Origin of the sequence: Bordetella hinzii LMG 13501, from assembly GCF_001548475.1 — a bacterium.
Taxonomy (GTDB): Bacteria; Pseudomonadota; Gammaproteobacteria; order Burkholderiales; family Burkholderiaceae_B; genus Bordetella; species Bordetella hinzii.
Map to the genome: position 1 here is coordinate 64,153 of NZ_LRUJ01000003.1, position 26,662 is coordinate 90,814.

Annotated in this window: 27 protein-coding genes and 1 tRNA gene; 18 read left to right on the forward strand and 10 right to left on the reverse strand. The window is 65.1% G+C overall.

Annotated features, from left to right (window positions below):
* The first annotated feature begins 142 nt into the window (after nucleotides 1-142).
* Both AXA74_RS02850 and AXA74_RS02855 read left to right on the forward strand, forming a co-directional pair.
* Nucleotides 143-751, forward strand: a complete 609-nt coding sequence (locus AXA74_RS02850) for a LysE/ArgO family amino acid transporter (protein ID WP_029579135.1) — start codon at nucleotides 143-145, stop codon at nucleotides 749-751.
* Between the two features lie 56 nt (nucleotides 752-807).
* Entirely contained in the window at nucleotides 808-1,320 is a 513-nt protein-coding gene (locus AXA74_RS02855) for a hypothetical protein (protein WP_029579134.1), read from the forward strand.
* A gap of 12 nt (nucleotides 1,321-1,332) precedes the next feature.
* On the opposite strand, the gene AXA74_RS02860 is transcribed toward AXA74_RS02855, so the two are convergent.
* Nucleotides 1,333-2,718, reverse strand: coding sequence for a hypothetical protein (locus tag AXA74_RS02860; protein ID WP_230586897.1), 1,386 nt, complete (start codon nucleotides 2,716-2,718; stop codon nucleotides 1,333-1,335).
* 336 nt (nucleotides 2,719-3,054) lie between these two features.
* Here AXA74_RS02860 and AXA74_RS02865 point away from each other — a divergent pair, with 336 nt between their 5' ends.
* Together AXA74_RS02865 and mnmH are read left to right on the forward strand one after the other, a co-directional pair.
* Complete coding sequence (locus AXA74_RS02865; RefSeq protein WP_029579132.1) at nucleotides 3,055-5,634, forward strand: bifunctional diguanylate cyclase/phosphodiesterase; 2,580 nt, start codon at nucleotides 3,055-3,057, stop codon at nucleotides 5,632-5,634.
* A 54-nt stretch (nucleotides 5,635-5,688) separates the two neighbouring features.
* Nucleotides 5,689-6,801 carry a tRNA 2-selenouridine(34) synthase MnmH gene (gene mnmH, locus AXA74_RS02870; RefSeq protein WP_032954962.1) on the forward strand — a complete coding sequence of 371 codons (1,113 nt, stop codon included), beginning with the start codon at nucleotides 5,689-5,691 and terminating at the stop codon, nucleotides 6,799-6,801.
* Here mnmH and AXA74_RS02875 read toward each other — a convergent pair.
* Nucleotides 6,798-7,571 (reverse strand): IclR family transcriptional regulator domain-containing protein, encoded by a 774-nt coding sequence (locus AXA74_RS02875; protein ID WP_029579130.1) that lies wholly within the window; start codon nucleotides 7,569-7,571, stop codon nucleotides 6,798-6,800. The two genes, mnmH and AXA74_RS02875, sit on opposite strands and share 4 nt — an antisense overlap.
* Before the next feature lie 164 nt (nucleotides 7,572-7,735).
* Between AXA74_RS02875 and AXA74_RS02880 the strand changes: the two genes are divergently transcribed.
* From AXA74_RS02880 to AXA74_RS02940, 13 genes are all read left to right on the forward strand, one after another.
* Entirely contained in the window at nucleotides 7,736-8,209 is a 474-nt protein-coding gene (locus AXA74_RS02880) for a MaoC family dehydratase (protein WP_029579129.1), read from the forward strand.
* Between the two features lie 11 nt (nucleotides 8,210-8,220).
* The gene (locus tag AXA74_RS02885) at nucleotides 8,221-8,655 is read left to right on the forward strand and encodes a MaoC family dehydratase (protein ID WP_029579128.1); all 435 of its coding nucleotides are present in this window, start codon (nucleotides 8,221-8,223) and stop codon (nucleotides 8,653-8,655) included.
* 58 nt (nucleotides 8,656-8,713) lie between these two features.
* Nucleotides 8,714-9,700 (forward strand): tripartite tricarboxylate transporter substrate binding protein, encoded by a 987-nt coding sequence (locus AXA74_RS02890; RefSeq protein WP_032954961.1) that lies wholly within the window; start codon nucleotides 8,714-8,716, stop codon nucleotides 9,698-9,700.
* An 8-nt stretch (nucleotides 9,701-9,708) separates the two neighbouring features.
* The gene (locus AXA74_RS02895; RefSeq protein ID WP_029579126.1) at nucleotides 9,709-10,962 is read left to right on the forward strand and encodes a CaiB/BaiF CoA transferase family protein; all 1,254 of its coding nucleotides are present in this window, start codon (nucleotides 9,709-9,711) and stop codon (nucleotides 10,960-10,962) included.
* Nucleotides 10,963-10,974: 12 nt separating this feature from the next.
* On the forward strand, nucleotides 10,975-11,343 hold the full coding sequence (locus AXA74_RS02900; RefSeq protein WP_029579125.1) for a Zn-ribbon domain-containing OB-fold protein: 369 nt from the start codon (nucleotides 10,975-10,977) through the stop codon (nucleotides 11,341-11,343).
* Nucleotides 11,340-12,497, forward strand: a complete 1,158-nt coding sequence (locus AXA74_RS02905; protein ID WP_029579124.1) for a thiolase — start codon at nucleotides 11,340-11,342, stop codon at nucleotides 12,495-12,497. The genes AXA74_RS02900 and AXA74_RS02905 overlap by 4 nt, the downstream gene beginning before the upstream one ends.
* Before the next feature lie 156 nt (nucleotides 12,498-12,653).
* Entirely contained in the window at nucleotides 12,654-13,163 is a 510-nt protein-coding gene (locus tag AXA74_RS02910; protein ID WP_029579123.1) for a MaoC family dehydratase, read from the forward strand.
* A 30-nt stretch (nucleotides 13,164-13,193) separates the two neighbouring features.
* Nucleotides 13,194-14,174, forward strand: a complete 981-nt coding sequence (locus AXA74_RS02915; protein WP_032954960.1) for a Bug family tripartite tricarboxylate transporter substrate binding protein — start codon at nucleotides 13,194-13,196, stop codon at nucleotides 14,172-14,174.
* Between the two features lie 5 nt (nucleotides 14,175-14,179).
* Nucleotides 14,180-15,607: an MmgE/PrpD family protein gene (locus AXA74_RS02920; RefSeq protein ID WP_230585420.1), complete on the forward strand. Its 1,428-nt coding sequence runs from the start codon at nucleotides 14,180-14,182 to the stop codon at nucleotides 15,605-15,607.
* Nucleotides 15,604-16,776, forward strand: coding sequence for an acyl-CoA dehydrogenase family protein (locus tag AXA74_RS02925; RefSeq protein ID WP_029579119.1), 1,173 nt, complete (start codon nucleotides 15,604-15,606; stop codon nucleotides 16,774-16,776). The genes AXA74_RS02920 and AXA74_RS02925 overlap by 4 nt, the downstream gene beginning before the upstream one ends.
* Nucleotides 16,773-17,993 (forward strand): CaiB/BaiF CoA transferase family protein, encoded by a 1,221-nt coding sequence (locus AXA74_RS02930; RefSeq protein ID WP_032954958.1) that lies wholly within the window; start codon nucleotides 16,773-16,775, stop codon nucleotides 17,991-17,993. The genes AXA74_RS02925 and AXA74_RS02930 overlap by 4 nt, the downstream gene beginning before the upstream one ends.
* Complete coding sequence (locus AXA74_RS02935; protein ID WP_029579117.1) at nucleotides 17,990-18,787, forward strand: GntR family transcriptional regulator; 798 nt, start codon at nucleotides 17,990-17,992, stop codon at nucleotides 18,785-18,787. The genes AXA74_RS02930 and AXA74_RS02935 overlap by 4 nt, the downstream gene beginning before the upstream one ends.
* A 3-nt stretch (nucleotides 18,788-18,790) precedes the next feature.
* Entirely contained in the window at nucleotides 18,791-19,648 is an 858-nt protein-coding gene (locus AXA74_RS02940; protein WP_032954957.1) for an HpcH/HpaI aldolase/citrate lyase family protein, read from the forward strand.
* 233 nt (nucleotides 19,649-19,881) lie between these two features.
* Here AXA74_RS02940 and AXA74_RS23745 read toward each other — a convergent pair whose 3' ends face one another.
* The 3 genes from AXA74_RS23745 to AXA74_RS02945 all read right to left on the reverse strand — a co-directional run bounded on the left by AXA74_RS23745 (nucleotide 19,882) and on the right by AXA74_RS02945 (nucleotide 22,123).
* Nucleotides 19,882-20,772 (reverse strand): hypothetical protein, encoded by an 891-nt coding sequence (locus AXA74_RS23745; protein ID WP_080700937.1) that lies wholly within the window; start codon nucleotides 20,770-20,772, stop codon nucleotides 19,882-19,884.
* A 9-nt stretch (nucleotides 20,773-20,781) separates the two neighbouring features.
* A complete protein-coding gene (locus tag AXA74_RS24080; RefSeq protein WP_126623672.1) occupies nucleotides 20,782-21,081 on the reverse strand; it encodes a hypothetical protein in 300 nt (99 codons plus the stop codon).
* A 268-nt stretch (nucleotides 21,082-21,349) separates the two neighbouring features.
* Nucleotides 21,350-22,123: a hypothetical protein gene (locus AXA74_RS02945; protein WP_032978753.1), complete on the reverse strand. Its 774-nt coding sequence runs from the start codon at nucleotides 22,121-22,123 to the stop codon at nucleotides 21,350-21,352.
* Between the two features lie 126 nt (nucleotides 22,124-22,249).
* Here AXA74_RS02945 and AXA74_RS02950 point away from each other — a divergent pair, with 126 nt between their 5' ends.
* Nucleotides 22,250-22,753 carry a hypothetical protein gene (locus AXA74_RS02950; protein WP_126623671.1) on the forward strand — a complete coding sequence of 168 codons (504 nt, stop codon included), beginning with the start codon at nucleotides 22,250-22,252 and terminating at the stop codon, nucleotides 22,751-22,753.
* Nucleotides 22,754-23,351: 598 nt separating this feature from the next.
* Here the strand turns inward: AXA74_RS02950 and AXA74_RS02965 are convergent.
* From AXA74_RS02965 to AXA74_RS02985, 5 genes are all read right to left on the reverse strand, one after another.
* Entirely contained in the window at nucleotides 23,352-23,669 is a 318-nt protein-coding gene (locus AXA74_RS02965) for an Arm DNA-binding domain-containing protein (protein ID WP_032978764.1), read from the reverse strand.
* Nucleotides 23,670-23,864: 195 nt separating this feature from the next.
* A tRNA-Leu gene (locus AXA74_RS02970) sits at nucleotides 23,865-23,949 on the reverse strand.
* 103 nt (nucleotides 23,950-24,052) lie between these two features.
* A complete protein-coding gene (locus AXA74_RS02975; RefSeq protein ID WP_032954911.1) occupies nucleotides 24,053-24,817 on the reverse strand; it encodes an SDR family NAD(P)-dependent oxidoreductase in 765 nt (254 codons plus the stop codon).
* Nucleotides 24,818-24,827: 10 nt separating this feature from the next.
* Nucleotides 24,828-25,790 (reverse strand): Bug family tripartite tricarboxylate transporter substrate binding protein, encoded by a 963-nt coding sequence (locus AXA74_RS02980; RefSeq protein WP_230588823.1) that lies wholly within the window; start codon nucleotides 25,788-25,790, stop codon nucleotides 24,828-24,830.
* A 37-nt stretch (nucleotides 25,791-25,827) separates the two neighbouring features.
* Nucleotides 25,828-26,658 carry a fumarylacetoacetate hydrolase family protein gene (locus tag AXA74_RS02985; protein ID WP_032954909.1) on the reverse strand — a complete coding sequence of 277 codons (831 nt, stop codon included), beginning with the start codon at nucleotides 26,656-26,658 and terminating at the stop codon, nucleotides 25,828-25,830.
* Nucleotides 26,659-26,662: the final 4 nt, after the last annotated feature.

The following is a 26,662-nucleotide window of genomic DNA, read 5'->3' on the forward strand; positions in this document are numbered from 1 at the left end:
AAGCTTACCCGCAAACCGGCTGGGGATCCCCCCGCCGGCCCGCGCGGGATTACGACTCCTAATCCGCCTTAAGCAATCCGCCCTTCTCTTATACCGGCGCGGCGGCTAGAGTGTCGCCCTTTTCCCGGATCTCGCCTGTTTCATGACCGCCGCCTTTGTTCCCGGCTTTCTGCTCAGCCTTAGCCTGATCCTCGCCATCGGCGCGCAAAATGCCTTTGTCCTGCGCCAGGGGCTGCGCCGCGAACATGTCCTGGCGGTCTGCCTGTGCTGCGCCATCTCGGATGCGCTGCTCATCGCCGCCGGCGTGGCGGGGTTTGGCGGGGCAAGCCGCCACCTGCCCTGGCTGGAGCCGCTCATGCGCTATGGCGGCGCCCTGTTCCTGCTCGTCTATGCCGCGCGCAGCCTGCGCTCGGCCCTGGGCGCCCAGCATGCCAGCCTTGCCCCGGCGGCCGCCCCGGGCGCGCGCGCCCCCCTGAGGACGACCCTGGCCGCCTGCCTGGCCTTCACCTGGCTCAACCCGCACGTCTATCTGGACACCGTGGTGCTGATGGGCTCCATCGCCACGCAGTACGATGGCCGCAAGGCCGAGTTCGCCGCCGGCGCCATGACGGCATCTTTCTGTTTCTTCTTCGCGCTTGGCTACGGCGCCCGGCTGCTGCAACCTTTGTTTGCCAGCCCGCGGGCCTGGCGCGTGCTCGACGTCCTGGTCGGCCTGTGCATGCTGGCCATCGCCGTGCATCTGCTGCGCTGATTCCCCGCACGGCGCCTGTGCCACAATCAAGGCCAGCGCCACACCTTCGCCGCTCCATGATTCCGAACCTGCGCGCCCCCTATTACCTCATTCTCAGCAGCCAGTGTGCCTGCCCCTCTTGCGGCCAGGCCACCGCCGTGCACGCTCTGGCGGTGCCGCCCTCGCACGAGACGCTGGACCCGGACGGCGGAGACGGCGGGCAGCCGGCGCACGACGATGGCTGGCGCCGGGATCCCAGCGCCGCGATCCTGTCGGGCGTCAGCCTGCTGGCCCGCGAGGTGGGCGAGCTTCTCGTCCGGCAGGCGCCGGGCTTCGCGCCGGATCCGAAGCGCCAGGACGTCTGGACCAATCATTGCGGCCATTGCGCCGTGCCCATTCTCTATGGCCAGCTCATGGCCTTTCCGGGCCGGGCCTTCACGCCCACGGACGCCGAGCAGGCGCGCGCCATCGGCGTGCAGCGCATCGAGGCGCCCCTTGAGGCCTTCGTGGAACTGCGCTGGACGGATGGCTATCCCGATCTGCGGCCGCTCTTGCAGCGCCTGGGTTTCGCGGACGCCGCGCCGCCCTGAAATGTCCCGGATTCAGCGCAACAGCTGGAACACGAAATCGAACAGCGGATAGCCGAGGGCCTGCAGCCGGATCATGGCATCGAGCAAGCCGGTGGCGACACCGCCGCCGGCCACCCAGGATTCGTAGGCCGGCTGCGCCGCCAGCGTCACCGGCAAAAACCTGGCCAGCTGGCAGATGGCCCAGACACAGGCCAGCAGCGCCACCAGCTCGACGCCGGCATGACGAAAACGCCAGCCACTGGCGTACTGTGTCAGCAACAGCCCGCCGCGGCACACATGCACCAGGATGCCGAACAATGACAAGGCCAGGCCCAGCATGGGCGCGACCATCAATTCGAAAGCGCGCTGCCCTTGCGCGGCGCGCTCGGCGCCATTGACATAGGCCGCGGCCTGGTGGCCGTAGTCGCGCGGCGGCAACTGACGGCGCGCATCCAACATGGGGCGGTAATAGCGCGCGGCGAACGTGTCGCGCCCGATCGGCGTGAGCGACAGCCGCGGGCTGGTATCGGGATAGGCCAGCATCGCCCGCCAGGCCGCCTGCATGCGCGGATGGGCGGCAAACTGGCCCAGGCTCAGGCCGGGCGGCAGGCCGTCGACGCCGGCGCGTTGCCGCAGGGCCGATTCGGACCGCGCGACAAAGGCCGCCCGGTCTTCGATGGCCGGCTCGCGCGCACGGCCCACGGGCCGCCGCGACTCCCACTGTTGGAGGGCCTGCCGCCTGAAGGATTCGGGGTCGCGGTAGGCCTGGAATCGCTTCTGCATCGCCAGCTGGCTGCGCACGAAACGCGCATAGGCCTCGTCCAGGTCGTGGGCGCCCTCGGCGCCATCGAGATAGGGAGCGGCCAGAAACGCCACCATGGCCGCGAATGACTTGCCCGGGACCGATGCCTCCATCCCCTCGTGCCACAGGCCTTCGAATTCCGCCGGGTCCACCGCGTCGACGGCCAGCCCCTGGCGCAACAGCATGCCGGTCACGGCCGCCGCGCGGGCCTGGGCGCTGGAGTAACGCACCAGCTCGGCCAGCACGACGCGCTCGGTTTCATAGGCCGCCCAGGCCAGGCTGCCCGAGACCAGAAAGAAGAGCAGCAGCGCCCGGCCGCGGCCGCCGCGCAGCACCGGCCAGGCGAGCAGACCGATCGCGCAGCCGGTCAACAAACGGCCGTAGACACGGGCGCCTGACAAGGTGGCGGCGTCCGCATTGAAGGCCGTGGCCTCGACAATCCAGGCACTGAAAGCGAACTCGGCCAGGAGATAGACCAGACTGGCGGCCAGCAGCACGGCCAGGCGGGCGCGGGCCGGATCTTTCACGAATAACCGCTCGCGGCAACGTTGGTGCCAGCGCGCCTTATTGCGTTGTTCATAGCGGCGCAGCAGCATCGCGCCCGATAGTCTGCTCATCTGAACCGTTGTTGTCACCACTATCGCCCGGGCAGCTTACTGTAGGCGGGCCGCGCCGCCAAGCATCTCGCCGCGGGCCGGAGCGCCGCCCGACCGAATTTCAATTTATTTCACTCAATAGAATTAATTTGAAATTCGCGCTTTAACGTCTAAAGTCCAGCAGAGAAAGGCCGTACTCCACCACGTGGAGCAAACGAGCTTGGCTCTGAAGACGCCTGGGCCGGGATGACCCATCCGGGATGCAAGGCGCCTCACGAGATTCCCGCAGCAAACGTTCGGGCGCGAGCCCATGATCAACGGCGCAGTGCGCCGCAGCTATTTGCGAGAAGGTGGGCCATGTTCAAGCAAAGCGAGCCGGTCGATCGGCCCATGGCGCAATTGGAAGCCCTCAACCGCCTGATGGCCTTGGCTGAGTACAGCCCCGATGGCGTGCTGCGGCGCGCCAACGATAGGTATCTCGCCATCCTGGGCTATCGCCGCGAGGATGCGCTGGGCCGCCACCGCGACAGTTTCCGCCCCGACACGGACCGCGGGGAAGACTACTGGCCCAGGCTGCTGGCCGGCGAGTCGTATTCGGCCAGGGAAGAACAGATCGGGCAAGGCGGCAAAAGCAGCTGGCTGCAAGCCAGCTATACGCCGGTGCGCGACACCGACGGCACCCTCCTGCATATCCTCAAGGCGGCCACGGACATCAGCGCCCAGGTGCGGCGCGAACAGGCGCAACAGGCCAGCCTGCAGCGACTCACATTGGCCGCCGATGCCACCGATACCGCCGTCATCATGGCCGACAGCGAAGCCCGCTTCGTCTATGCCAACGCGGGCTTTACGCGCATGTTCGGCTGGACCGCCCAGGAAGTGATGGGCAAGAACACCGTCGATCTGCTCACCCCGCAGCTGGGCCCGGGCTATGTGCACGTGCGCCGCAAACGCCTGCTCAAGGGCATCGCCTCGCAACGCGAGGAAATCGTCGTCGGCAAGCAGGGCCAGCGCTACTGGGCCAAGATCGTCACCAACCCCATGTTCGACGCCCAGGGCCGGCTCACGCACATCGTGACCATGTTCACGGACATCACGCGCGCCAAGATGCACGAGGCCTTGCAGCACCAGGTGCTGGAGGCCATGGTGCGCGAGCAGCCCCTGACCGAGGTCCTGGAGCTGATCTGCCGGGAGGTCGAGCGCATCGCCCCCGAAATCGCCGCCTCCATCCTGGAGGTCAACAGCCAGGGGCATCTGCGGCCCCTGGCCGCCCCCAGCCTGCCGCAGCACTTCTGCCAACTGCTCGAAGGCTTATCGATCGGGCCGGCGGCCGGCTCCTGCGGCACGGCGGCCTGGCGCAATGAAAGCGTCTGCGTGGACGATATCGCCACCGATCCGCTGTGGGCGGACTACCGCGATATCGTGCTGCCGCTGGGCTTTACCGGCTGCTGGTCCACGCCTATCCGCAACAGCCAGAACACGGTGATCGGATGCTTCGCGTTCTATTACCGGCAGCCGCGCAGCGCCGCCTCGCAGGCTTTCCATCAAAGCCTGGTCGACGCCTGCACCCATCTGTGCGCCCTGGCACTGGAACGAGAACACGCGCGCCAGCGCATCCGCCAGCTGGCCTTCTATGACGGCCTGACCGGCATCCCCAATCGCAGCCTGCTGCTGGCCAAGGCCGAGCAAGCCATCGCCTCGGCCGCGCGCAATGACGACCCGCTGGCGGTGCTGTTCATCGACCTGGACCGGTTCAAGCAGGTCAACGATTCCCTGGGCCACGTGGCGGGAGACGAACTGCTGCGCGCCGCCGCCGACCGCATCCGCGACAAACTGCGCCCCACCGACCTGGTGGGACGTTTGTCGGGCGACGAATTCGTCGTGGTGCTGCCGCAGGCCGATGCCGATCGGGCGGCCGACGCCGTCGAGCGCCTGCAGGCCGAACTCGCCCTGCCGCTGCAGCTGGCCGGCACCGACCTGTCCGTCTCGGCCTGCGTGGGGGTGGCGATGTTCCCGGCCGACGGGCGCGATATGGAAACCCTGCTGCAGCGCGCCGACCTGGCGATGTACCAGGCCAAGACCCGCGGACGGGGCCGCTTCAGCTTCTTCAGCCGCGAGATGAATCGGCTGGCGCAGGAAAGGCTGGCGCTGGAGACCGATCTGCGCCATGCCTTGAAGAAAGGACTGCTGCGCCTGAACTACCAGCCGCAGATAGAACTGGGCTCGGGCCGTTTGTACGGGGTCGAGGCGCTGACGCGCTGGACCCACCCCACCCTGGGCGAGATTCCGCCGTCACGCTTCATCCCGCTAGCCGAAGAGTGCGGCCTGATCGCCGACCTGGGCCTCTGGGCCGTGCGGGCGGCCTGCCGCCAGCTCTCGGCCTGGCGCGCCAGGGGCCTGACCGTGCCGGCGGTCTCGGTCAACCTCTCGCCCACGAGTTTTCACAATCTTGACCTGCCGCGAATGATCGCCGACACCCTGCGCAAGAACGCGCTGGCGCCGGCCGACCTGACCCTGGAGCTGACCGAGAGCATTCTGCTGGACACGCACCCCAGCACCATGCAGACCATCACCCAGGTCCATGCGCAGGGCGTGCGTCTGTCCATGGACGATTTCGGCACCGGTTACTCCAGCCTGAGCTATCTGCGGCGCCTGCCGGTATCGGAACTCAAGCTGGACCGCAGCTTCGTGGCGGACCTGGATCACAACGACGCCGCGCGCGCCCTGAGCGCGGCCATCCTGGGCATAGGCAAGAGCCTGCACCTGACCGTGGTGGCCGAAGGCGTGGAAACCAGCACGCAGAACCGCATGCTGCATGAACAGGGCTATCCGGTCGCGCAGGGCTATCTTTTCTCGCGGCCGCTGCCGCCGGCCGAACTCGAAGCCTGGTTCGTGCAACAGCACGGACGGCCCCTGGCCGCGCAAGGCGAGAAGGGGTGAGGCGCGGCGGGCGTAAAATCCGGGCCGTTCCGCCTTGAACCGCCCGGGAGCGCCATGCGCGACGACTGCCTGAACTACCAAGACCTTTTTCTTGCCGATGTACCGCTGCTGGACACGCGCGCGCCCGTCGAATTCGCCAAGGGCGCTTTCCCGGGCGCGGTCAACCTGCCGCTCATGGATGACCGCGAGCGCGCGCAGGTCGGCCTCTGCTACAAGCAACAAGGGCCGGAAGCGGCCATCGCGCTGGGGCACCGCCTGGTCAGCGGTCCGATCAAGCAGGCCCGCATCCAGGCCTGGGCCGACTTCGCGCGCGCCCATCCCGACGGCTACCTGTATTGCTTTCGGGGCGGCATGCGTTCGCAGATCGTGCAATCCTGGCTCAAGACCGAGGCCGGCATCGCCTATCCGCGCGTCACCGGCGGCTACAAAGCCATGCGGAGCTTTCTGCTCGGCACCCTGGAACAAGCCTTCGGCCAATGCCGCTTCGTCGTCCTGGGGGGCATGACAGGCACCGGCAAGACCGACGTGCTGCGCGAACTCCCCAACGCCCTGGATCTGGAACACCACGCCCGGCACCGGGGATCGAGCTTCGGCAAGCATGTGCTGCCGCAGCCCGTCCAGGTCGATTTCGACAATGCGCTGGCCATAGACGTGCTGCGCAAGCGCCATGCGGGCCAGTCCGGCTTCGTGGTGGAAGACGAAGGCCAAGCCATCGGCAGCTGCAGCCTGCCGGTCGCGCTCTACCGCCTCATGCAGGACTGCCCCATGGTGTGGCTGGAAGACAGCCTGCAGAACCGCGTCCAGCGCATCCTGCGCGACTATGTCGTCGACCTTTGCGCCGAGTTCGTCCACCACCACGGCCCCGGCCCGGGCCAAGAGGCCTTCGCGCAGCGCCTGCGGCAAAGCCTTGCCGGCATACGCAAGCGCCTGGGCGGCCTGCGCTACCAGCAACTCTCGGCCATGATGGACGCCGCGCTGGCCGAGCAAGCCGCCAGCGGCGCGGTGGACGGACACCGCGCATGGATCGCCGCCCTGCTGGCCCAGTACTACGACCCCATGTACGCCTACCAGCGCAAGCTCAAACAGGATCGCATCGTGTTCTCGGGCGACCACCAGGCCGTGCTGGACTACCTGCGCCAGAACGCCGCGGGCCGCGGATCGCGCTAACGCAGTCCGACCATCGTCGAACGCAGCTGCGATGCGATCTGCCGCAGGGGCTGCAGAAACTCCGCCACGGCGGACGCTTCGGTATACGTGCCCGCCGACAGGCTTACGTTGATGGCCGCCACGATGCCCCCGTCCTGGTCGCGCACGGGCACGGCCAGGCCGGCGATGGAATCGTCCAGCTCGCTGTCCACCCAGGCGTAGCTTTGCTTGCGCGCCAGCAGAATGGCCTCGCGCAGGCGATCGCGGTCCACCACGGTGTGGGTGGTGAGCGGCTTGAGCGTGGCCGTCCGCAGATAGTGCTCCAGCGCCTCGTCGTCCAGCCCTGACAGCAAGACCCGGCCCATCGACACCGCATGCGCCGGCAGGCGGCTGCCCAGCGAAGGGCTCATGGACAGAATGCGCTTGGTATGCAAGCGCTGCACATAGACGATTTCTTCGTCGTCCAGCACCGACACGGCGCAGGACTGTCCGATGCGCGCACCCAGCTCTTCGAGCGAGAGCTGCGACTGGCGCCAATAAGGCAGCGTGTACAGGTAGGACAGGCCCAGGCGCAGCACCTTGGGCGTGAGCCAATAGTGCTTGCCGTCGGTCTTGACGAAGGACAGCTCGATCAGCGTCATGAGGAAACGGCGCACCGCCGTGCGCGGCAGTTCCACCGCCGCGGCGATGTCGGCCAGTGTCTGGCGCGCGTCCCCTTGCCCCATGGTTTCGATGATCTTAAGCCCGCGCGCAAAGGTGCGGACGAACGATTCGCTTTCCGGTGTTGCCATGACCTCTCCCGCGGACGTGCTTGACACGTTCGCCCCGACTACCCAAAATGACCGTATAGCGGATGGATATGTCCGCTTAGCGGTCATTATAGACAGACCGACCGCGCTGCGCAAGTCCGGGCCCGGCAATGCGCCTTCCCCTCCCAACCCGCCCTGGAAAGGCCATGACGCAAACCACATTCGAGACAGATTTCTGGAAAGACGCCTCGGCGCGCAAGATCTGGGACGACATCGTCCCCGGCGAGCCGCGCAAGACCCTCCCCTACACCCTGACGCTGGAAGCCATCCAGAAGTACTGCCGCGTCGTCGGCGATATGCATCCGCTGTACTTCGACGAAGACTACGCCCGGAAGTCACCCTACAAGGGCCTGATCGCCCCGCCGGCCATCCATATTCTCCTGATGTTCGCCTGCACGCCCACCGATGACTGGATGCGCAGCCCCGGCACCGTCAATGCCGGCCAGTCCTGGAGCTACAACCTGCCCGCCCGTCCCGGCGACGTCATCCGGCTGGAAGCCCGCGCGCTGGACAAGTTCATCCGCAAGGACCGCCTCTTCGTCGTGCACGACAACGTCTTCTTCAATCAGAACAATGAAGTGATCTGCTCCGGCCGCGGCTGGACGATCCGGCCCATGTAAGGAGCACCAACATGACCCAGACATTCGACTCGCTTGCCGCCGGCCAGAAAATCGAAGGCGCGCCCTTTTCGCCGACCCGGGAATCCATCCGCCAGTTCTGCGAAGCCTCGCTGGACTACAACCCGCTGCACCTGGATGACAACTACATGCAGGGCAATTTCGGCCGCACCAACTTCGGCGGCATCATCATGCACGGCATGAACAACTTCGGCGTCATCACGCGCATGCTGACCGATTGGCTCTATGAGCGCGGCGGCGTGCAGCGCCGCCTGGAGACCCGCTGGAAGGCGCCAGTCAAGCCGGGCGACACCATCACCCCGCAAGCGGTGATCACCGCCACCCGCAAGACCGAGAACAGCCGCTGGGCCACGCTGGACGTGCAGGTGCTCAACCAGCGCGGCGAAACCGTGGCGGTCGGCGAGGCCATGGTCGAGTTCCCCCACTGATATCCGCCGGCGGCGCCCGCGCCGGCGCCGCCCCACCGACAAGAATGAGGAGACAACAATGAATTCATGGTTGCGCAGCGCGGCCGGCCTTTGCCTGGGAGCGCTCTGCCTCCTGCCGCTGGCGGTCCGCGCCCAGACCTTCCCCGACCGGCCCGTGCGCATCGTCGTGCCCTTCCCGGCCGGCGGCACGACCGATATCCTGGCCCGCATGCTGGGCAATGCCCTGGGCGCGGCATGGAAGCAGCCCGTGGTGATCGAGAACAAGCCCGGCGCCAGCGGCACGATATTCTCCGAGCAGCTGGCCCGCACGCCCGCCGACGGCTATACGCTGATGGTCACGGCCACGCATCACGTCATCAATCCGGCGCTCTATAAGAACCTGCGCTACGACAGCAAGAAAGACTTCACCCCCATCGCCCAGGTCGCGGCCGTGCCCAATGTGCTGGTGGTCAATGCCGAATTCGCGCAACGCAACCATATCGACACCGTCGGCGACCTGATCGCCTACGCCCGCGCCAACCCGGGCAAGGTCAACTTCGGATCGGCCGGCACGGGCGGGGCCAACCACCTCTCGGGCGAGCTGTTCAAGTCCATGACGGGCGTGTCCATGGTCCATATCCCCTACAAGGGCGCCGCGCCCGCGCTCAACGACCTGCTGGGCGGCCAGATCCCCATCATGTTCGACTCCGTGCCCGGCGTGCTGCAGCACATCAAGGCCGGCAAGCTGCGCGCCTTGGGCGTGACCTCGCTGAGCCGGTCCGCGGCCCTGCCCGATGTGCCGACGCTGGACGAAGCCGGCGTCAAAGGCTTCGAGGCCACGGCCTGGTTTGGCCTCTACGCTCCCGGCCATATGGACGCCAAGCTGACCGAACGCCTGTCCGCCGACGTGCTGGCCGCGCTGAACACGGCCGCCATCCGCGAGCAGTTCGCGCAGCAAGGCGCCGTGCCGGGCACGATGACCCAGGCCGAGTTCGCCGCCTTCGTCGGCACGGAAATGGACAAGTGGTCCAAGGTCATCGCCGACGCCCACATCACCATCCAATAGGAAGCAGCATGACGGCAACTCCCGAAAGCAAGGCTGCCGCGCCGGGCGCTCTCTCCCATATCCGGGTGCTCGATCTCTCGCGCATCCTGGCCGGCCCCTGGTGCACGCAGAACCTGGCCGACATGGGCGCCGAGGTGATCAAGGTCGAACGCCCCGGCACAGGAGACGATACGCGCGCCTGGGGCCCGCCCTGGACACGCGACGGCGACGACACGCGCGACTCCACCTATTACGCGGCCGCCAACCGCGGCAAGCAATCGCTCACGCTGGACATCTCCAAGCCCGAAGGCCAGCGCATCGCGCGGGAGCTGGCCGCCCAGAGCGACGTGGTCATCGAAAACTACAAAATCGGCGACCTCAAACGCTACGGGCTGGACTATGACAGCCTGCGGGCCCTCAACCCGGGCCTGGTGTATTGCTCCATCACCGGCTACGGCCAGGACGGTCCCAGCGCCAGCAAGCCGGGCTACGACTTTGTCTTCCAGGCCATCGGCGGCCTCATGAGCATCACCGGCGAGCGCGACGACCTGCCCGGCGGCGGCCCGCAAAAAGCCGGCATCGCCATCGCCGATGTCATCACCGGCATGTACGCCACCATCGCCATCCTCGCCGCGCTGAACTACCGGTCGGTCTCCGGCCGCGGCCAGTACATCGACATGGCGCTGCTGGACTGCATCGTCGCCCTGGGCGGCAACCAGGTCACCGGCTACTTCGCCACCGGCCGCGCGCCCCACCGCTATGGCAACGCGCACGCCAGCCTGGTGCCCTACCAGGTGTTCCGCGTGGCCGACGGCGAGATCGTCGTCGCCGTCGGCAACGATGATCAATGGCAACGCTACTGCCGCGCCATCGAGCGGCCCGACCTCGCCGCCGACGCGCGCTGGGCCAAGGTGACCGGCCGTATCCAGGGCCGCGACACCCTGGTGCCCGAGCTGGCGCGCAGCATGCTGGCGCGCCCGGCCGCCGACTGGCTGGAAAGACTGGAAACGCACGGCGTGCCTTGCGGGCGTATCAATGACTATGAGCAGGTCTTCCAGGATCCCCAGGTGCGCCACCGCGGCCTGCGCGTGGACATTCCGCGCGGGACTGGCAGCGGCGGCGTCGTCTCCACCATCGCCAGCCCCTTGCGCCTGCGCGACACACCGCCGCGCTATGACCTGCCGCCGCCCCGCCTGGGCGACAGTACCGAGCGCGTGCTGGGCAGCCTGCTGGGCTACGGCCCCGAGGACATCGCCCGGCTGCGCGGACAGGGCATTGTCTGACCGGAGCCGCTCATGACCCAGACAGAATCCCCGCTGGCGGCCTATCGCCGCCACCTCGCCGCCGGCGAGCTGGCCTATCAGTACGACGCGCTGACGGCCCGTCCCGTCTTCCCGCCGCGCGTGCTGGGCCCCGCCTCGGGCAACCCGGCGCTGCAATGGCGCGTGAGCGCAGGCCTGGGCACGGTGCATGCCGTCACCGTGGTGCATCCGCGCGACCAGCAAAGCTATAACGTCGTGCTGGTCGACATGGACGAAGGCTTCCGCCTCATGAGCCGGGTCGAAGGCCGCGCCGCCATCGGCATGCGCGTGCGCATGCGAGTGCACACGCCCGCCGACGGCGGCGATCCCTACCCCATCTTCGACAGCCTGGAGCCCGCATGAAACCCGCCTTGCAACGCGGCCGCATCGCCATCGTCGGCGCGGCCGAATCCGATCTGGGCAAAGTCGCGCCCGGCCTGGGGCCGATAGACCTCATGGGCCAGGCCGTGGGCCGCGCGCTACAAGACTGCGGCCTGACCCTGGGCGAGATCGACGGCCTGTTCGCCACCACCTCGCAAAGCCGCATGCCCACGCTGGCCCTGGCCGAATACCTCGGCATCCAGCCGCGCTACCACGACGCCACCAATATGGGCGGCGCCTCTTTCATGAGCATGGTGTCCCATGCCCAGGCCGCCATCGAGGCCGGCCTGTGCGAGGTCGCCGTCATCGCCTATGGCAGCACCCAACGCAGCCTGGGCCGCGCCAATGTCGCCGCGCCCGATCCCAACCCCTACGAGGCGCCCTATCGGCCCATGTATACCGCCAGCTCCTATGCGCTGGCCGCCTCGCGCCATATGCATCAGTACGGCACCACCCGCCGGCAGCTGGCCGAAATCGCCGTGGCGGCCCGGCAATGGGCGCTGCTTAACCCCGCCGCCTGGGAGAAAAAACCGCTGACGGTGGACGACGTGCTGACCTCGCCCATGATCAGCGAACCGCTCACGCTGCGCGACTGCTGCCTGGTGACCGACGGCGGCGGCGCCCTGGTCCTGACCCGGGCCGAGCGGGCGCGCGATCTGCGCCGCCCGCCCGCCTATGTCCTGGGCCTGGGCGAAGCCCTCAGCCACTACGCCATCAGCGCCATGCCGGACCTCACCATCACGGCGGCCGTGCACAGCGGCGCCCAGGCCTATCACATGGCCGGCCTGTCGCCCCGGGACATCGACGTCCTGCAGCTCTACGACGCCTTCACCATCACCACCCTGCTCTTTCTCGAAGACCTGGGCTTCTGCCCCAAGGGCGAAGGCGGGCGCTATGTCGAAAACGGCCGTATCGCGCCGGGCGGCGCCCTGCCCGTCAATACCAGCGGCGGCGGCCTGTCGTACTGCCATCCCGGCATGTATGGCATCTTCGCGCTCATCGAAGCCGTCCGGCAGCTGCGCGGCGAGGGCGGCGAAAGACAGATCGCCGGCTGCCACACCGCGCTCGCCCACGGCAACGGCGGCACCCTATCGAGCCAAAGCACCGTGATCCTGGGCAGCGCCGCGGCACTGTAGCGGCGCGTGGCCGCAGCGCGGGGCGCCGCCGGGCGGTGCTCCCCTGTCCACCGCCTCCTTCCTGGGTAAACCCCGATTCCTTCCTGGGCCGATCTGCCTAAACTAATTTGTACGAACAAATGATCAATACGTACAAATCGACCAGGAGGGTGTCTCATGCAGTCTGCAATCGAAGTCGGCCCGCAGCGTTTCCGGGCTTCCTATGGCCGTTATCTTGAGGACTTCAAGGTGGGCGACGTGTACGAGCACCGGCCCGGCCGCACCATCACCGACAACGACAACATCCAGTTCTCGTTGTTGACCATGAACGCCCACCCCATGCACTGCGACGCCAACTTCGCCAGCCAGAGCGAATTCGGCCGCCTGCTGGTCAACAGCGGCCTGTCCCTGGCCGTGGTCTTGGGCATGACGGTCAACGACGTCAGCGCCAAGGCCGTGGCCAATCTGGGCTGGAAGGAGATCAAGCTCACCGCGCCCGTGTTCGGCGGCGACACCCTGTATGCGGAGTCCGAAGTCCTTGAGGTTCGTCCTTCCAAGAGCCGCCCCACGCAGGGCATCGTGACCACGCGGACGCGGGCCTTCAACCAGAACGGGATCATGGTCATGGAGTTCCTGCGCATGTCCCTTGTTCCCAAGCGCGGCCACGCCGTGGACGACCCGCGCTAGACGCCCGAGAACACGCGAGGAGACAAAACAATGATGATCTTTTCCAAGCCGTGGCGGATCGCCATGACGCTTGCGGCGGCCTGCTTGGCCAGCATGCCGGCGCAAGCAGACTACCCCGAAAGACCCATCCGCATGATCGTGGGCTTCCCGCCTGGACAGGCGACGGATATCGTCGCCCGCATCGCTGCCAAACAGCTGCAGGAGACCCTGGGCAAGCCCGTCATCGTGGAGAACAAACCGGGCGCGGCCGGCAGCATTGGCTCCGACCTGGTCGCCAAGGCCGAACCCGACGGCTATACGCTGGTGGTGGGCTCCAGCGGCACGATGGCCATCAACCCCAGCCTGTACTCGCATCTTCCCTATCATCCGCTCAAGGATTTCGAGCCCATTTCGCTGTTATCGGTCGTGCCCCTGTTCCTGGCCGTCAACCCCTCCGTCAAGGCCCATACGGCCGCCGAGTTCGTCAAGCTGGCCAAGGCCTCGCCGGGCAAGCTGAACTATGGCTCGGGCGGCAGCGGCGTCACCAGTCACCTCACCATGGAACTGCTCAAGCATGAGCAGGGCATGGATCTCGTGCATGTGCCGTACAAGGGCAGTCCCGCCGCCGCGACGGACCTCATCGGCGGGCAGGTCAGCGCCATGATAGATACCGGCGCCGTGCTACTGCCCTATGCGCGTAACGGCAAGCTGCGCGTCCTGGCCGTGGCCAGCGAGAAACGCAACCCGGCCGCCCCGGATATCCCCACCATGGAAGAAGCGGGCCTGGGCCACTTCGTGGCCCCCGCCTGGATAGGCCTGGCGGCGCCCAAAGGCACGCCCAAGCCCATCATCGACAAGCTCTATCAGGCCCTCGCCGCGCATTGGACCACCGCGCCCGAGGTCAGCAGCGTGCTCAAGGGCCTGGGCGCCGAAGCGGTGTTGATGCCGCCCGCGGAATTCCGCCAATACATCCAATCCGAAATCGACAAATGGGCCATCGCTGTGAACCTCGCCGGCGCCAAAGTGGATTGATCGCCATGCCAAATCCCCACTCCCGACCCAACCGCACACCGCTTATCTCGACACAGCTGGCCCGCCATGCGGTGCACAGCGATATCGACGCCATTCCGCCCGCGGTGCGCCAGCGCGCCACGCACCTCATGCTCGATGCCCTGGGCATCGCGCTGGCCTCGACGCAATGGGATTTCGCCCGCCAGACCTTGGCCGGACTGCGCGAGCTGGCCGGGCCCGGCGGCGACCAGCCCGTCATCGGCCACGGCCAGAATCTGCCCATGCGCGACGCGGTCATCATGAACGCCCTGCTGATCCACGGCCTGGACTACGACGATACGCATCCCAGCGGGGTGATACACGCCACGACCTCGGTCCTGCCGGCCGTCCTTGGGCTTTCGACGCGGCTGAACGCCTCCGGGCGCGACCTGCTCAATGCCTATGTGCTCGGCGTCGAAACCGCCACTCGCCTGGGCGCGGCCGCCAAGGGCGGCTTTCACCAGGTCGGTTTCCATCCCACGGGCCTGATCGGCGCCTTCGGCTGCACCCTGGCCGCCGCCCGGCTGCTGCGCCTGGACGTGGACCGCGCGATCGATGCGCAAGGCATCACTCTGTCCGTGGCGTCCGGCAGCCTGGAATGCCTGGAAGACGGCGCGTGGACCAAGCGCCTGCATCCCGGCTGGGGCGCGGCGGCGGGCATCACCGCCGCTACGCTCGCCAAACATGGCTTCGTCGGCCCCGGCGCGGCCTACGAGGGCCGCTTCGGGCTCTATCCCAGCCATCTCGGCGCCTTCTACGAAAAATGCGACCTCGACATGATCACGGCAGGTCTGGGCGAAGAATGGGAAACGCTCAACGTGGCCATCAAGCCGTTGCCCGCCTGCCACTTCACGCACGCTTTCGCGGACGCGGCCGGCATCCTGTCCAAGGAATGGCGTGGCGCGCCCATCCGGCGCATTGTCGCCAAGGTCCCGCCGGGCGCGATGAAGGCCGTATGCGAACCGGCCGAGAAAAAGCAGCGCCCCTCCAACGCCTACGAGGCCCAGTTCAGCGTGCCTTATTCCGTCGCCACCGGCCTGCGTTTCGGCCGCTACACCCTGGACGCCCTGGATCCCGCCGCCTGGCAGGACCCGGAAACCCTGCGATTGGCCTCGCTGGTGGAATGCCTGCCCGATCCCGACGCGGATTTCCCGCGCTACTTCGGCGGCCAGGTGCATATCGAGCTGGCCGACGGGCGCGTGCTGTCGCATACCGAGCCCATCAACCGCGGCGCCCCGGACCGTCCCATCACCAATGACGAAATCGTCGTCAAATTCCATGAAAACGCCGCGCGCGCGGTCAGTCGCGCGCACGCCGATCATGTGCTCAACGCAGTCCTTGGCATCGAGCGCGGCAGCGCCGCCGAGCTGTCCCAATTGCTGGGCGTGCAAGCCCATATGGAGAAAACGCAATGACGTCCCAATCCCCGGCTCCCGCGCATGACGCAGAGCAGGAAGGCCTGATCCTCGACATGCTGGACCGCTTCCTGGCGGTGGAGGTCAAACCCCATGTCCAACGTCTCGAACACGGCGACCTCTATCCCGCCGAGATCGTCGAGAAGATGAAGGAGATGGGCTTGTTCGGCTGCATCATCGACACCGAATACGGCGGCCTGGGCCTGTCCACGAAGACCTACGCCAAGATCATCGAGCGCATGTCCTCCGTCTGGATGTCCATTTCGGGCATCATCAATTCCCATCTCATCATGGCCATGGCCGTGCAGCGTTCGGGCACCCCGGCGCAAAAACGCGAGTTCCTGCCCCGGTTCGCCACGGGCGAACTGCGCGGCGGCGTGGGCCTGACCGAGCCGGACGCGGGCACGGACCTGCAGGCCATCCGCACCGTGGCGCGCCGCGAGGGCGGCGACTATGTCGTCAACGGCAGCAAGATGTGGATCACCAACAGCATGTACGGCAACTGCCTGGCGCTGCTGGTCAAGACCGACCCGCAGGCCGAACCACGCCACAAGGGGATGAGCCTGCTGATCGCCGAGAAGGGCGAAGGCTTCATCGTCAGCAAGAAACTGGAGAAGCTGGGCTACAAGGGTATCGACACCTGCGCGCTGTCGTTCGAGGACTACCGCGTGCCGGCCGACCGCCTGGTCGGTGGCGTCGAAGGCAAGGGGCTGCAGCAGGTCCTGGGCGGCCTGGAACTCGGGCGCATCAACGTCGCCGCGCGCGGCCTGGGCGTGGCGCAGGCCGCGCTGGACGAGGCGGTGGCATATGCCCAGGTGCGAAAGACCTTCGGCAAGCCCATTTCCGAACACCAGGCCATCCAGCTCAAGCTGGGCGAAATGGCGACCCGCACGCAAGCCGCCCGCCTGCTCGTCTATGCGGCGGCCGAGGCGTTCGACCGCGGCGAACGCTGCGACATGGAAGCCGGCATGGCGAAGTACTTCGCCACCGAGGCGGGCCAGGAGAATGCGCTGGAGGCCATGCGTATCTTCGGCGGCTATGGCTACTCCAAGGAATACAACGTGGAGCGGCTGTACCGTGACGCGCCGCTGCTGCTCATCGGCGAGGGCACCAACGAATTGCAGCGCATCATCATCGCCAAGCAACTGATCGAAAGGAATCCGGCATGAGCGCCGCCCGAGAGCCCTCCTCCCCGACGGCCGGCACCGGCCTGCCCCTGGCCGGCCTGCGCATCATCGCCGTGGAACAGTATGGCGCGGGCCCCTTCGGCACGCAGCACCTGGCCGACCTGGGCGCCGAAGTCATCAAAATCGAGAACCCGCGCGACGGCGGGGATGTCGGCCGCTCGGTCGGGCCTCATTACTTCGGCCCGGGCGACAGCCACTTTTATCAATCCTTCAACCGCAATAAGAAAAGCATCACGCTGGACCTCAAGCAGACCGAAGGCCGCAAAGTGCTGCGCGAACTGGCCGCGTCCGCCGACGTGGTGTTCAACAACCTGCGGGGCGATCTCCCGGCCAAGCTGGGCCTGACCTATGAGCGGCTGAAGGATGTGAATCCGCGGCTGGTCTGCGGCCATCTGTCGGCCTATGGCCGTAGCGGGACGCGGGCCGCCTGGCCGGGCTACGACTACCTGATGCAGGCCGAGGCTGGCTATCTGTCGCTGACGGGCGAGCCCGACGGTCCCCCGGCGCGCATGGGCCTGTCCATCATCGACCTGATGACGGGCACCACAGCCGCCATGGGACTGCTGGCCGGCGTGCTGGGCGCGCGCGCATCGGGCCAGGGGCGCGACATCGATGTCAGCCTCTTCGATGTCGCCCTGCACAACCTGGCCTATGTCGCGACCTGGTATCTGAACGCCGGCCACGCCATCGGGCGTGAACCCCGCTCGGGCCATCCGTCACTGACGCCCAGCCAGCTGTACAAGACCAGGGACGGCTGGATCTTCCTCATGTGCAACAAAGAAAAATTCTTCGGCGTCCTGGCCGAGTGCGTCGGCAAGCCCGAGTGGATCGATGCCCCGCACTACAAAACCTTCAAGGACCGTCTCGCACACCGCCAACGACTGACGGAAGAACTGGACGCCGTCCTGCAAGGCGAAGATACGGCCGAATGGATGCGCCGGTTCGCCGGAAAAGTCCCCGCCGCCCCCGTCTATGACGTCAAACAGGCCCTGGACAGCGACTTCGTCAAGGAGCAGGAGCGCGTGCTGGCCTTCGCGCACCCCGGCGGCGACGTGCGCATGGTCGCCTCCCCGGTGCGGGCCGGCCCGCACCCCACGAATCCGGCTCCGCCCATGGGGGCCGACACCGACGAACTCCTGCGGGAACTCGGCTACGATGCGGAGGACATTGTCCAGCTCCGCGAACGCTCCGTGATATGACCTCAGACGCCGCCTCTTCTTCCCGCTTCGCGCTGAACCCGGCCCTGAAAGCCAGCCAGCCGCGCTATATGCAGCTGGCGCAGACCCTGCTGCACGAGATCGAAAGCGGCCAATATCCCGTCGGAACGCAATTGCCCACCGAATTCGAACTGTGCGAACAGTTCGGCGTCAGCCGCTCCACCGCGCGGGAAGCGGTCAAGCGGCTGGTGGACCTGGGACTGGTGGTGCGCCAGCCGCGGATCGGCACGACCGTCTGCGCCCGCGCGGTCGCCTCGGGCTATCGCCAGAGCGTAGCGGACGTCAGCGATCTCTACCAGTACGCGGCGGAAACCACCCTGGTCATCGAATCCAAGGAAACGGTCGAGATCGACGCCGACCGCGCCCGCATCCTGGAAGCGGCGCCCGGCGAGACCTGGCTGCGCCTGGAGGGTCGGCGCCATGCGGGCAATCCCAAAGAGCCGATCTGTACCACCGAGATCTGGATACATCCCGCCTTCCGCTCCATCCAAGGCATGCATGGCCCGCTCAAGGGCGCGGTGCACGCCGAGATCGAAAAACACTTCGGCGAAGTCATCACCGCGGTCGAACAGGAAATCCGAGCGATCGTGCTCGCACCGGCCGATGCGCGCCCGCTCAATGTCGACCCCCACACCGCCGCCTTGCTGGTCAGCCGCAAATACCGCAACCGCCGCAATCAGCTGGTGGAACTGGCGACCAGCATCCATCCGGCCGACCGATTCAGCTACAGCACCGTCCTGCGCCGCGAATGGGGCGTGGGCGCCAAGGACCGTTGACCCATGAGCGACCGAAGCTATCTTTTCGTACCGGGCGACCGTCCCGAACGTTTCGACAAAGCCCTGCAGTCCGGCGCCCACGTGGTGATCATCGACCTGGAAGACGCGGTCGCGCCGCAGCACAAGGACTCGGCGCGCGAGGCCGTGGGCGCCTGGCTGCGGACAACGCCGGCGCAGGTGTGCCTGCGCATCAACCCTGCCGCCACGCCCTGGTACCACGAGGATTGCGCCCTGCTGGCCTTGCCGGCCGTCACCCGGGTCATGCTACCCAAGGCGCAAGACCCCGCCGAACTCGCAGCCCTGGCCGGGCGCCTCGGCCCCGCACAGCGCATCCTGCCCCTGATCGAAACCGTGGCAGGCAGCTTCCTGCTCGCCGGCCTGGCCCAGGCACCCAAGGTCGAACGCCTGGCCTTCGGCTCATACGACTTCATGTCCGATTCTGGCATACAGGAAGAAAAAGACGCCCTCGACGCCGTGCGCACCCAGCTGGTGCTGCACTCGCGCCATGCCGGGCTGCCGCCGCCCATCGACGGCGTCTCGCTGGCCATCGACGATGCGGCGCAACTGCAAGCCGACGTCCGACGCGCCAAACGGTGGGGCTTGGGCGCCAAACTATGCATTCACCCCAGGCAGGTGTCCGCGGTCAACGCGGGCTTTGCCCCGACCGAGGCCGAGCAGGCCTGGGCGCGCCGCGTGACTGACGCCCTGGCCAGCGCCCCCCTGGGCGCCGTGGCGGTCGACGGCAAGCTGGTCGACAAGCCCATCGCGAAACTCGCCCAGGCGATCCTGGACGAAGCCCGCCGCCAGCCCGCAGGCGCCGGCGTCTCACCTCTCTGCGGGCTGCCTGAAGCAGGCCGGTGACACGCCGCGCCCGCGCACGGACAACAAAAAACCCGCGCTTCTCCAGGAGAATCGCGGGTCTGATGGACCACTCTGTACTGCTTGGCATGAATTCTGGTGCGGACGGCGAGACTCGAACTTTATAGACAATAAAACCACTATGGCAACAAAAAGTACCTAAAAAGGTACCCCAACTACAGCCATCAAGTGCCAGCACGAACATGAAAACAATCGAACGCAGCGTCCGGAAATACTCAATACTCTAGGTCTTGAGCCGGAATTGCATTTAGGATCCAGCATTCCTGATGGATCGCATGAAGATCTAGCTGCGCGTTGTAGTTGGCCTGCAAACCCTGAAGCGTAAGCAATGTCTGATTCGAAGGGTTTACACGGTGAGCCTGATCTGCCACTGCCCATCGCTGATGCAAGTCCATGCAGCGTAGGAATGCAGATGCCTTCACCGATTTATTAGAAGTATTTGAGTGCACGCCAGCGTACTTATAAGAATCGATCACGGTACAGCGCCCGTCCCCATCAACATCAAATGGTGATGATATCCATTTGAAAACGTGAAGCAGGAATAAGTTTGCTAACCAGTTAACTGGACCAGTCCGAAACTGCTCTTGCGTGGAGGAGCTAATGCTCTCATGAAGGCTGGTGGCTCCGAGCAAAATAATATCGGCGCCAGCTGCATCGGGAGCCGCTAAACGTCTACCTGCCCCGATATAGTTAAAAATCCCCGCATGGCACTGCCCAAGATATACAACGGCGCGCTGGAGTCGAGGAGCTTCCTTGATGCCACGGATAAGCGCATAGGGCTTAATCGGAGGCTGTCCATCGATCCCATTGATATTACCGTGCCCAGTCACAAACAAGACTAGATTGTCATAGATGTTTACAGCCAAGTCTAAAAAAAATTGGCTGGCTGGATGTACTTCGTAGACGTTCTGCGTAGCTAGCGAAAACCATTGTGCTATCGCAGATCGATCTGATCCATCAACATAAATGCTGATGCTAGCTGGCTGAACCCCCGCAGCCTCTAAACACTGCAATCCGAAAACAAGATCCAAGATATGGCGGGGTTCAGGCTCAGAACTAGCAGACAAGAAAAGTGCCCACCGCGTATTGCTATTGACCAGGCCCATAGGAATCCGTCAATGCACGTGCAAAATCGACGATGTGTTACTCAAAGAGGTGGGTTGGGGTAAATCCGAGAAATAGAACAACTCTTCAATTTGAGGCGTCTGCACATCCTCAGCTACCTGTTCCATCACCCCGCCTAACTCGTTCAGTGCGAAAACCACTGAATTAGCTTGTAAAAAGTAGGCTGCCCGGCAGGCGCCAAATTCACCAACCGGAGCTTTAAATAGTAGCCACTGACCTTGATTCACACATTCTTTGACAGCGTCATCAATTTCCGGAAGCCTGCTGGAAAGAATCTGTACAAGTTTCATAGATATCTCCGTGACCGAATGGCCCGCAAGGCCAAGCTAAACCTGCCAATGGTGCCTAGGCTATCCCTTGATTGCAGGATCTCGATCAAGTTGTCGAACTATCGACCATCTCATTTAACGCGAGACGAGAAGGAAAAGAGCATCAATAGCAAAAAAAAAATAACACTCTTCTTGCAATTAACAAAAGCTATCGAAGCTCATAAATTTCAGCGCGCCGAATTGTAATAGATCATCGCCCTTCTGAGCACCCTCAGGGAAGAATACGCTGTTACATCCCATCGATGGCTTCGCAAAGCACTGAGCTTCCCGAAACCAGACGCCGAAGCCCCCGGCCACAAGGATAGGCCTGTAGGTGACACTCAGTTGTTGCGAGAATCGGCAAGACATAGCCGAAGTCCAACTCCATCTGCGCCCACCTTCGCACCTGCCGGAACGCACGCCAAGACTTCGGATTTTTTGCCGAATCGGTGGCGAGGCCGGCGCCCGGGAGAGGTAACTGCTGTTGCACCATTGCCAGCGCCTCGTTGTACCGAAAATAGCAATAGGACGTCGATATCAGGAGGTGCCGCGCCACATCCCGCATCCTGTTGTCGAACCGTCGCAGCAGATGGAGATAAGCGCCAGCCCGTGACTCGTACGGTTCATGTTCGGGCGGCTCGTCACGAACCTCCTCCGCGGCGATAAGGTGCTGCAGCGGGTCACAAAAATCGCTGGCAGCGAACTTGCGCATCGCCGGGTGGTCGTCAACGGCGATATCTTCTCCGTCGAATTGCCTGTCTAGTTTCAGCGCGCTTCGCACTGTCTTGTCAGCGTACTTGACCAACTCGTTGTATAGAAATGCGGCCAAGCGATCCCGAAAGAACGGGTCATCGAAGTCAAGCGCTACGCTCGTCTTCTGGGCCACTATCGGGGCCATCAGCCATGCCTCGCCTTCGATGTCCTCCGGCGTGTAGTCGCCTTTCGTTGCCCCAGCGATCGCTTTGAATCTGGGCCGATATGCCTTGACGAATCGCTGGAATGCCTCAAAGTCCTCCCCCGCCACCGCTGTCTCCCTTACACCTGGGCAGTCGGCAGCGTAGTGTTGCAGGGCACGGGTTAGCAATGACCTCTGGGTAAACTACCTTTTCAGACTACAGCAGAACGCAACCATCATCGGGTACCTGCCATCATGAAAAGAAGCATAAGAAAGCTGGTGAAACTCGCATGTACTATCGGCGCCATGTGCATCGCAAACGTCACTTACGGCGCACAGTTCTCAGTCTCTTGCCTATTCGACGTGTCGGGGCGCGGCATTTCAGATCCTGTCGCGCTGGAATGGGCTACAGATTCAGCCATCATGCGCATGCAGTGGATTTTTGAAACAGACCCGCTGCGCATCATCGACGGGCCCGGAGCCTTGGTGAAGCGGGCAGGAGCGACCGACAGCGACCCGCTTGTACCGGACGTTTTCTGGAAGGTCCCTACGCTGAAGGATGGTCGTCGGCACATCGAAATCGACTTCCGCCCCCATGCCCGCCCCTTGAACCGCCAACTGCAGTTGAACGTCAAGATTGATCGGTTTTCTGGTCAGGCGTCGCGCTTCCTTGAAATGGCCAGGAAGCCTGATGGGACGGATCGGTATGTTTACTGGATTCAGAACGGTGATTGCGAGATCGACCAGCGCCAGATGTAGCCGGCCTTCTTTGAGCTCAAGCTGTCCGACGCTTCCCAGGCAGCCGGGGAACGAACATCCTGGGCAACCGGATAACGGCGACCCAGAGGGCAATTATCGTCTCGCCATCCTGGCGCCGCGGCTCGCTGCCGTCTATCCAACCTTGGATGGTTGAGCGAGGTATCCGTGTGGCCCGGCCGGCCTCGTAGATCGTGTAGCCTGCGTCATGCAGGGTCTGAAGCAGCAACGCCCAGTCCACGGGGCACGACCGCCTCGCCCCCATTTTTATTGACCTGCGGCACGAGACAGATCGGGCGCCCGGTCTGGAACGGCGCTGTCAGGCCGCCAGAAGTATTCCTGGCCAAACTCCTTTCGGGCCCCCCGCTCCATTCTGCGCAGGTAGCCCGGAGAAGCCAGTTCCTGCAGTTGGTTAAAGATAAGACGGTCGGTGGCCGCCTTTGTGTACCAAAGGTTGGCGCATGGGATTTTTCCTTTTAGCAGCCTTATCGCCGCCGCGCCCGAGTCACTATCCCTGCCCTCAGCGGTTCGCTGAACGTTCCCCATGGTCGCCTTCATTAGGGTTTCCACATCCCCCAGGATTGGCCCACCCAGGATGCACCTACTCGGCTTCGGTCAGGCTGGCGGCCCGCGCTCGAGCCTGGGCCCTCACACCAACGATAGAGGCGTCCGTGCGCGCTGCCAGGTGAACCTCTGCCGCCTTGCCATGAGCCTGGGCCACAGAGAGATCGGGGTAGGAGCCAATGATGACCTTGCTGCGCTTGCCGTCGGGCGTCCGGTATCGAACCAGCCACTGCTTGCCGCCGCCGGGCAGCACCAGCAGGAACAGCCCGTTGCCGCTGGCCAGCGTGTACGGATCGGCCTTGGGCCGGGCCTTTTCTACGGCCACGGCGGTCAGTTGTTTGGCAAGTCTGGGCATCGCTGGCGGGTTGGTACTTTTGGGGTCTTCAAGTGAGCCCGATTTGGGTACTCAGCAGAAAAGTACCAAAAAAAAGTACCCAAAAGCTATAGATTCACCGATACGACGGTAGACGCATAGACAACAAAAAACCCGCGTCTCTATAGGAGAATCGCGGGTTTCGTAGACTGCTGTGTACTACCTGATATTCATTCTTGGTGCCGACGGCGAGACTCGAACTCGCACAGCTTTCGCCACTACCCCCTCAAGATAGCGTGTCTACCAATTTCACCACGTCGGCCTAGGCTTGCTGCCCCGGATTTGGGCCATAAAGACTTGCATCCAAGGAAAGTCGGGCATTCTAGCACGATTATTCCCGCCGCGCCAAGGCCTGCCCCGGGGCCCTACTGGATCAGCCGCCCGCCATCGACCACGAGGTCGGCGCCCGTGATCATGCGCGCATCGGCCGATCCCAGGAAAGCCACGCTGGCCGCCACGTCTTCCGGCGTCACGATGGTCTGCATGGGATTCATGGCGCGCACGGCCGCCTGGGCCGCCTCCTCGCCGCCAAACTGGGCAGCCAGTTTATCGGCGATGAGCGCGGTCCAGACATAGCCGGGGTGCACGGCATTGACGCGGATACGATAGCCGGCGCGCGCCGCGCTCAGCGCCGCTTGCCGGGTGAGATTGCGCAAGGTGCTTTTGCTCGCGCCGTAAGCTCCGCCGGTGGCCGATCCCACGAAGCCGGCGATGGACCCCATGTTGACGATGGCCCCGCCCCCGTCCTGCTGTTTCATGACGCGCATGGCCGCCTGCACGCCATGAAAAACGCCGTCCACATTGATGGCGAACAGACGTCGCCACTCGGCGACATCGATCTCATCGAAGTTGACCGATTGCGTGGAGACCACGCCGGCGTTATTGACCAGCACATCGAGGCGCCCGTGGCGCTCGACGATGGCCTGCATGGCCTCGCTCCAGCTCTGCGGCTGCGTGACATCCAGCGGCAGCACCCAGTGCGGCGGCCGGTCGCGCCGCGCCGGGTCCGGCCGCGCGATATCGCCCAGCACCACGGTCGCGCCCTCGTCGGCCAGCCGTTGCGCAATGGCCTGGCCCATATCGCCCAGGCCGCCCGAAATGAAGACCACCTGGTCCGTATAGCGTTGCATGATGTCTCCTTTATTGGGTCGACATGCCGGCGTCTTTCATCACGGCCGTCCAGCGCGTGATTTCGCTGTCGATATAGGCCGCGAAGGCGTCCGGCGTGGAGGTTTTGATCAGGACGCCCTGGCCGGTGAATTTGCCGGCCACGTCTGGATCGGTGATCGCCGCGACAATGGCGTCGTGCAGCTTGGACACCACGGGCTCCGGCGTGCCGGCCTTGACCGCCACCCCCCACCAGAACGTAGGCACGATGGAGGCATAGCCCAGCTCGCTCAAGGTGGGCACCTCGGGCAAGAGCGGCGATCGCGTCTGTGAGCCGATCGCCAGGGCACGCAGCTTGCCCGCCTTGGCGTAGACCCCGGAGGTCGGAATGGCGTCATACATGAAATCCACCTGCCCGCTCATCACATCGGCCAGGCCCGGGGTGGACCCCCGATAGGCCACATGCGTCATGGGCGCGCCAATCTTGGCCGACAGCAAGGTGCCGAACAACTGGCCGCCCGTGCCCACTCCCTGCGAAGCATAGGCCAGGGTTTGCCGGCGCGCCGCCTCCACCAGGGACAGGAAGTCGCGGTACGGGCGATCATTGGGCACCACCACCAGGGCGGGCGATTCGATCAACTGGGTCACGGGCCGCAGGTCGCGCCGGGGGTCGTAGCTCAGTTTGGGAAACAAACCCAGGTTGGTGGCCAGCGACGGCACATCGCCGAAGAAAAGCAGATAGCCATCAGCCGGCGCCTGCTTGAGGTAGTTCATGGCGATCTGCGCAGCCCCGCCAGGCCGGTTCTCCACGACGACAGGCTGGCCCAGGCTTTTGGCCATGCGGGCGCCAACCTCCCGCGCCAGTTGGTCGGTCAGGCCGCCCGCGGCATAGGGCACGACGGCCGTGATGGGCTTGGACGGAAAATCCCCGGCCTGGCAAGCCCCGGCCAAGGCCAGGGACAGCACGCCGGCCAGCCATATCTTCTTGTGCAGCATTGTCTTCTCCCTCTCTTATTCTCTTGACCGCGACGGACTACTCGGCCCGCACGGTATTGCGCAGGATGCCGATGCGGTCGACCTCAACCTCCACCACATCCCCGTCCCGCATGAACACCGGCGGCTGGCGCTTGGCGCCCACGCCGCCCGGCGTGCCGGTCACGATCACGTCGCCCACGGCCAAGGGCGTAAAGGTCGACAGATGCGCGATCTGGCGCGCGAAAGAATGGATCAGCAGATCCGTGGTGGTGCGCTGCATCTCCTGGCCATTCAGGCGCGTGACCAGGCTCATGCAGCTGCCAAAAGGGATCTCGTCGGCCGTCACCATCCACGGGCCGAAACCGCCGGTGCGCCAGAAGTTCTTGCCCGCGGTCCATTGCGAAGTCGCGGTCTGCCAATCGCGGATGCTGCCATCGTTGTAGCAGGCATAACCGGCGATGTAGTCGGCGGCATCGGCCTCGGCAATGCGCCGGCCGGCCTTGCCGATGATGATGGCGATCTCGCCCTCGTAGTCCAGGCGCCCGGATTCCGGCGGCAGCACGATCGCCTCGCCGTGGGCGACCTGGGACTCGGCCACGCGCATGAAGAGGGTGGGGTGTTCGGTGGACTGCCGGCCGGTTTCCTGGACGTGATCGGCGTAGTTCAGGCCCACGCAGAAAATCTGCCCCGGATTGGGGATGACGGGCAGCAGGCGCAGGCCGGCGAATTCGCGGCGCGGCGCGGCTTCATCGACAGGCAGGCCCGAAGCCAGGAAAGTCTTGAGATCGGGCGCGCGCACGCCGAAGCAGGCGCCCAGATCGAGGACCTGCTGGTCGCGCAGCACGCCATAGGATGGCCGGTTTTCATGGATAAAGCTGACAAGTTTCATGATG

What these genes read in the sequence shown, in the direction of transcription:
- AXA74_RS02940 (WP_032954957.1), top strand. Translation starts at nt 18,791, where the DNA reads ATGAGCGACCGAAGCTATCTTTTCGTACCGGGCGACCGTCCCGAACGT.
- AXA74_RS02965 (WP_032978764.1), bottom strand. Translation starts at nt 23,669, where the DNA reads ATGCCCAGACTTGCCAAACAACTGACCGCCGTGGCCGTAGAAAAGGCC.
- AXA74_RS02895 (WP_029579126.1), top strand. Translation starts at nt 9,709, where the DNA reads ATGACGGCAACTCCCGAAAGCAAGGCTGCCGCGCCGGGCGCTCTCTCC.
- AXA74_RS02985 (WP_032954909.1), bottom strand. Translation starts at nt 26,658, where the DNA reads ATGAAACTTGTCAGCTTTATCCATGAAAACCGGCCATCCTATGGCGTG.
- AXA74_RS02885 (WP_029579128.1), top strand. Translation starts at nt 8,221, where the DNA reads ATGACCCAGACATTCGACTCGCTTGCCGCCGGCCAGAAAATCGAAGGC.
- AXA74_RS02935 (WP_029579117.1), top strand. Translation starts at nt 17,990, where the DNA reads ATGACCTCAGACGCCGCCTCTTCTTCCCGCTTCGCGCTGAACCCGGCC.
- AXA74_RS02950 (WP_126623671.1), top strand. Translation starts at nt 22,250, where the DNA reads ATGAAAAGAAGCATAAGAAAGCTGGTGAAACTCGCATGTACTATCGGC.
- AXA74_RS02925 (WP_029579119.1), top strand. Translation starts at nt 15,604, where the DNA reads ATGACGTCCCAATCCCCGGCTCCCGCGCATGACGCAGAGCAGGAAGGC.
- AXA74_RS02975 (WP_032954911.1), bottom strand. Translation starts at nt 24,817, where the DNA reads ATGCAACGCTATACGGACCAGGTGGTCTTCATTTCGGGCGGCCTGGGC.
- AXA74_RS02890 (WP_032954961.1), top strand. Translation starts at nt 8,714, where the DNA reads ATGAATTCATGGTTGCGCAGCGCGGCCGGCCTTTGCCTGGGAGCGCTC.
- AXA74_RS02920 (WP_230585420.1), top strand. Translation starts at nt 14,180, where the DNA reads ATGCCAAATCCCCACTCCCGACCCAACCGCACACCGCTTATCTCGACA.
- AXA74_RS02880 (WP_029579129.1), top strand. Translation starts at nt 7,736, where the DNA reads ATGACGCAAACCACATTCGAGACAGATTTCTGGAAAGACGCCTCGGCG.
- AXA74_RS02905 (WP_029579124.1), top strand. Translation starts at nt 11,340, where the DNA reads ATGAAACCCGCCTTGCAACGCGGCCGCATCGCCATCGTCGGCGCGGCC.
- AXA74_RS02915 (WP_032954960.1), top strand. Translation starts at nt 13,194, where the DNA reads ATGATGATCTTTTCCAAGCCGTGGCGGATCGCCATGACGCTTGCGGCG.
- AXA74_RS23745 (WP_080700937.1), bottom strand. Translation starts at nt 20,772, where the DNA reads ATGGGCCTGGTCAATAGCAATACGCGGTGGGCACTTTTCTTGTCTGCT.
- AXA74_RS24080 (WP_126623672.1), bottom strand. Translation starts at nt 21,081, where the DNA reads ATGAAACTTGTACAGATTCTTTCCAGCAGGCTTCCGGAAATTGATGAC.
- AXA74_RS02875 (WP_029579130.1), bottom strand. Translation starts at nt 7,571, where the DNA reads ATGGCAACACCGGAAAGCGAATCGTTCGTCCGCACCTTTGCGCGCGGG.
- AXA74_RS02865 (WP_029579132.1), top strand. Translation starts at nt 3,055, where the DNA reads ATGTTCAAGCAAAGCGAGCCGGTCGATCGGCCCATGGCGCAATTGGAA.
- mnmH (WP_032954962.1), top strand. Translation starts at nt 5,689, where the DNA reads ATGCGCGACGACTGCCTGAACTACCAAGACCTTTTTCTTGCCGATGTA.
- AXA74_RS02855 (WP_029579134.1), top strand. Translation starts at nt 808, where the DNA reads ATGATTCCGAACCTGCGCGCCCCCTATTACCTCATTCTCAGCAGCCAG.
- AXA74_RS02930 (WP_032954958.1), top strand. Translation starts at nt 16,773, where the DNA reads ATGAGCGCCGCCCGAGAGCCCTCCTCCCCGACGGCCGGCACCGGCCTG.
- AXA74_RS02980 (WP_230588823.1), bottom strand. Translation starts at nt 25,790, where the DNA reads ATGCTGCACAAGAAGATATGGCTGGCCGGCGTGCTGTCCCTGGCCTTG.
- AXA74_RS02850 (WP_029579135.1), top strand. Translation starts at nt 143, where the DNA reads ATGACCGCCGCCTTTGTTCCCGGCTTTCTGCTCAGCCTTAGCCTGATC.
- AXA74_RS02910 (WP_029579123.1), top strand. Translation starts at nt 12,654, where the DNA reads ATGCAGTCTGCAATCGAAGTCGGCCCGCAGCGTTTCCGGGCTTCCTAT.
- AXA74_RS02860 (WP_230586897.1), bottom strand. Translation starts at nt 2,718, where the DNA reads ATGAGCAGACTATCGGGCGCGATGCTGCTGCGCCGCTATGAACAACGC.
- AXA74_RS02900 (WP_029579125.1), top strand. Translation starts at nt 10,975, where the DNA reads ATGACCCAGACAGAATCCCCGCTGGCGGCCTATCGCCGCCACCTCGCC.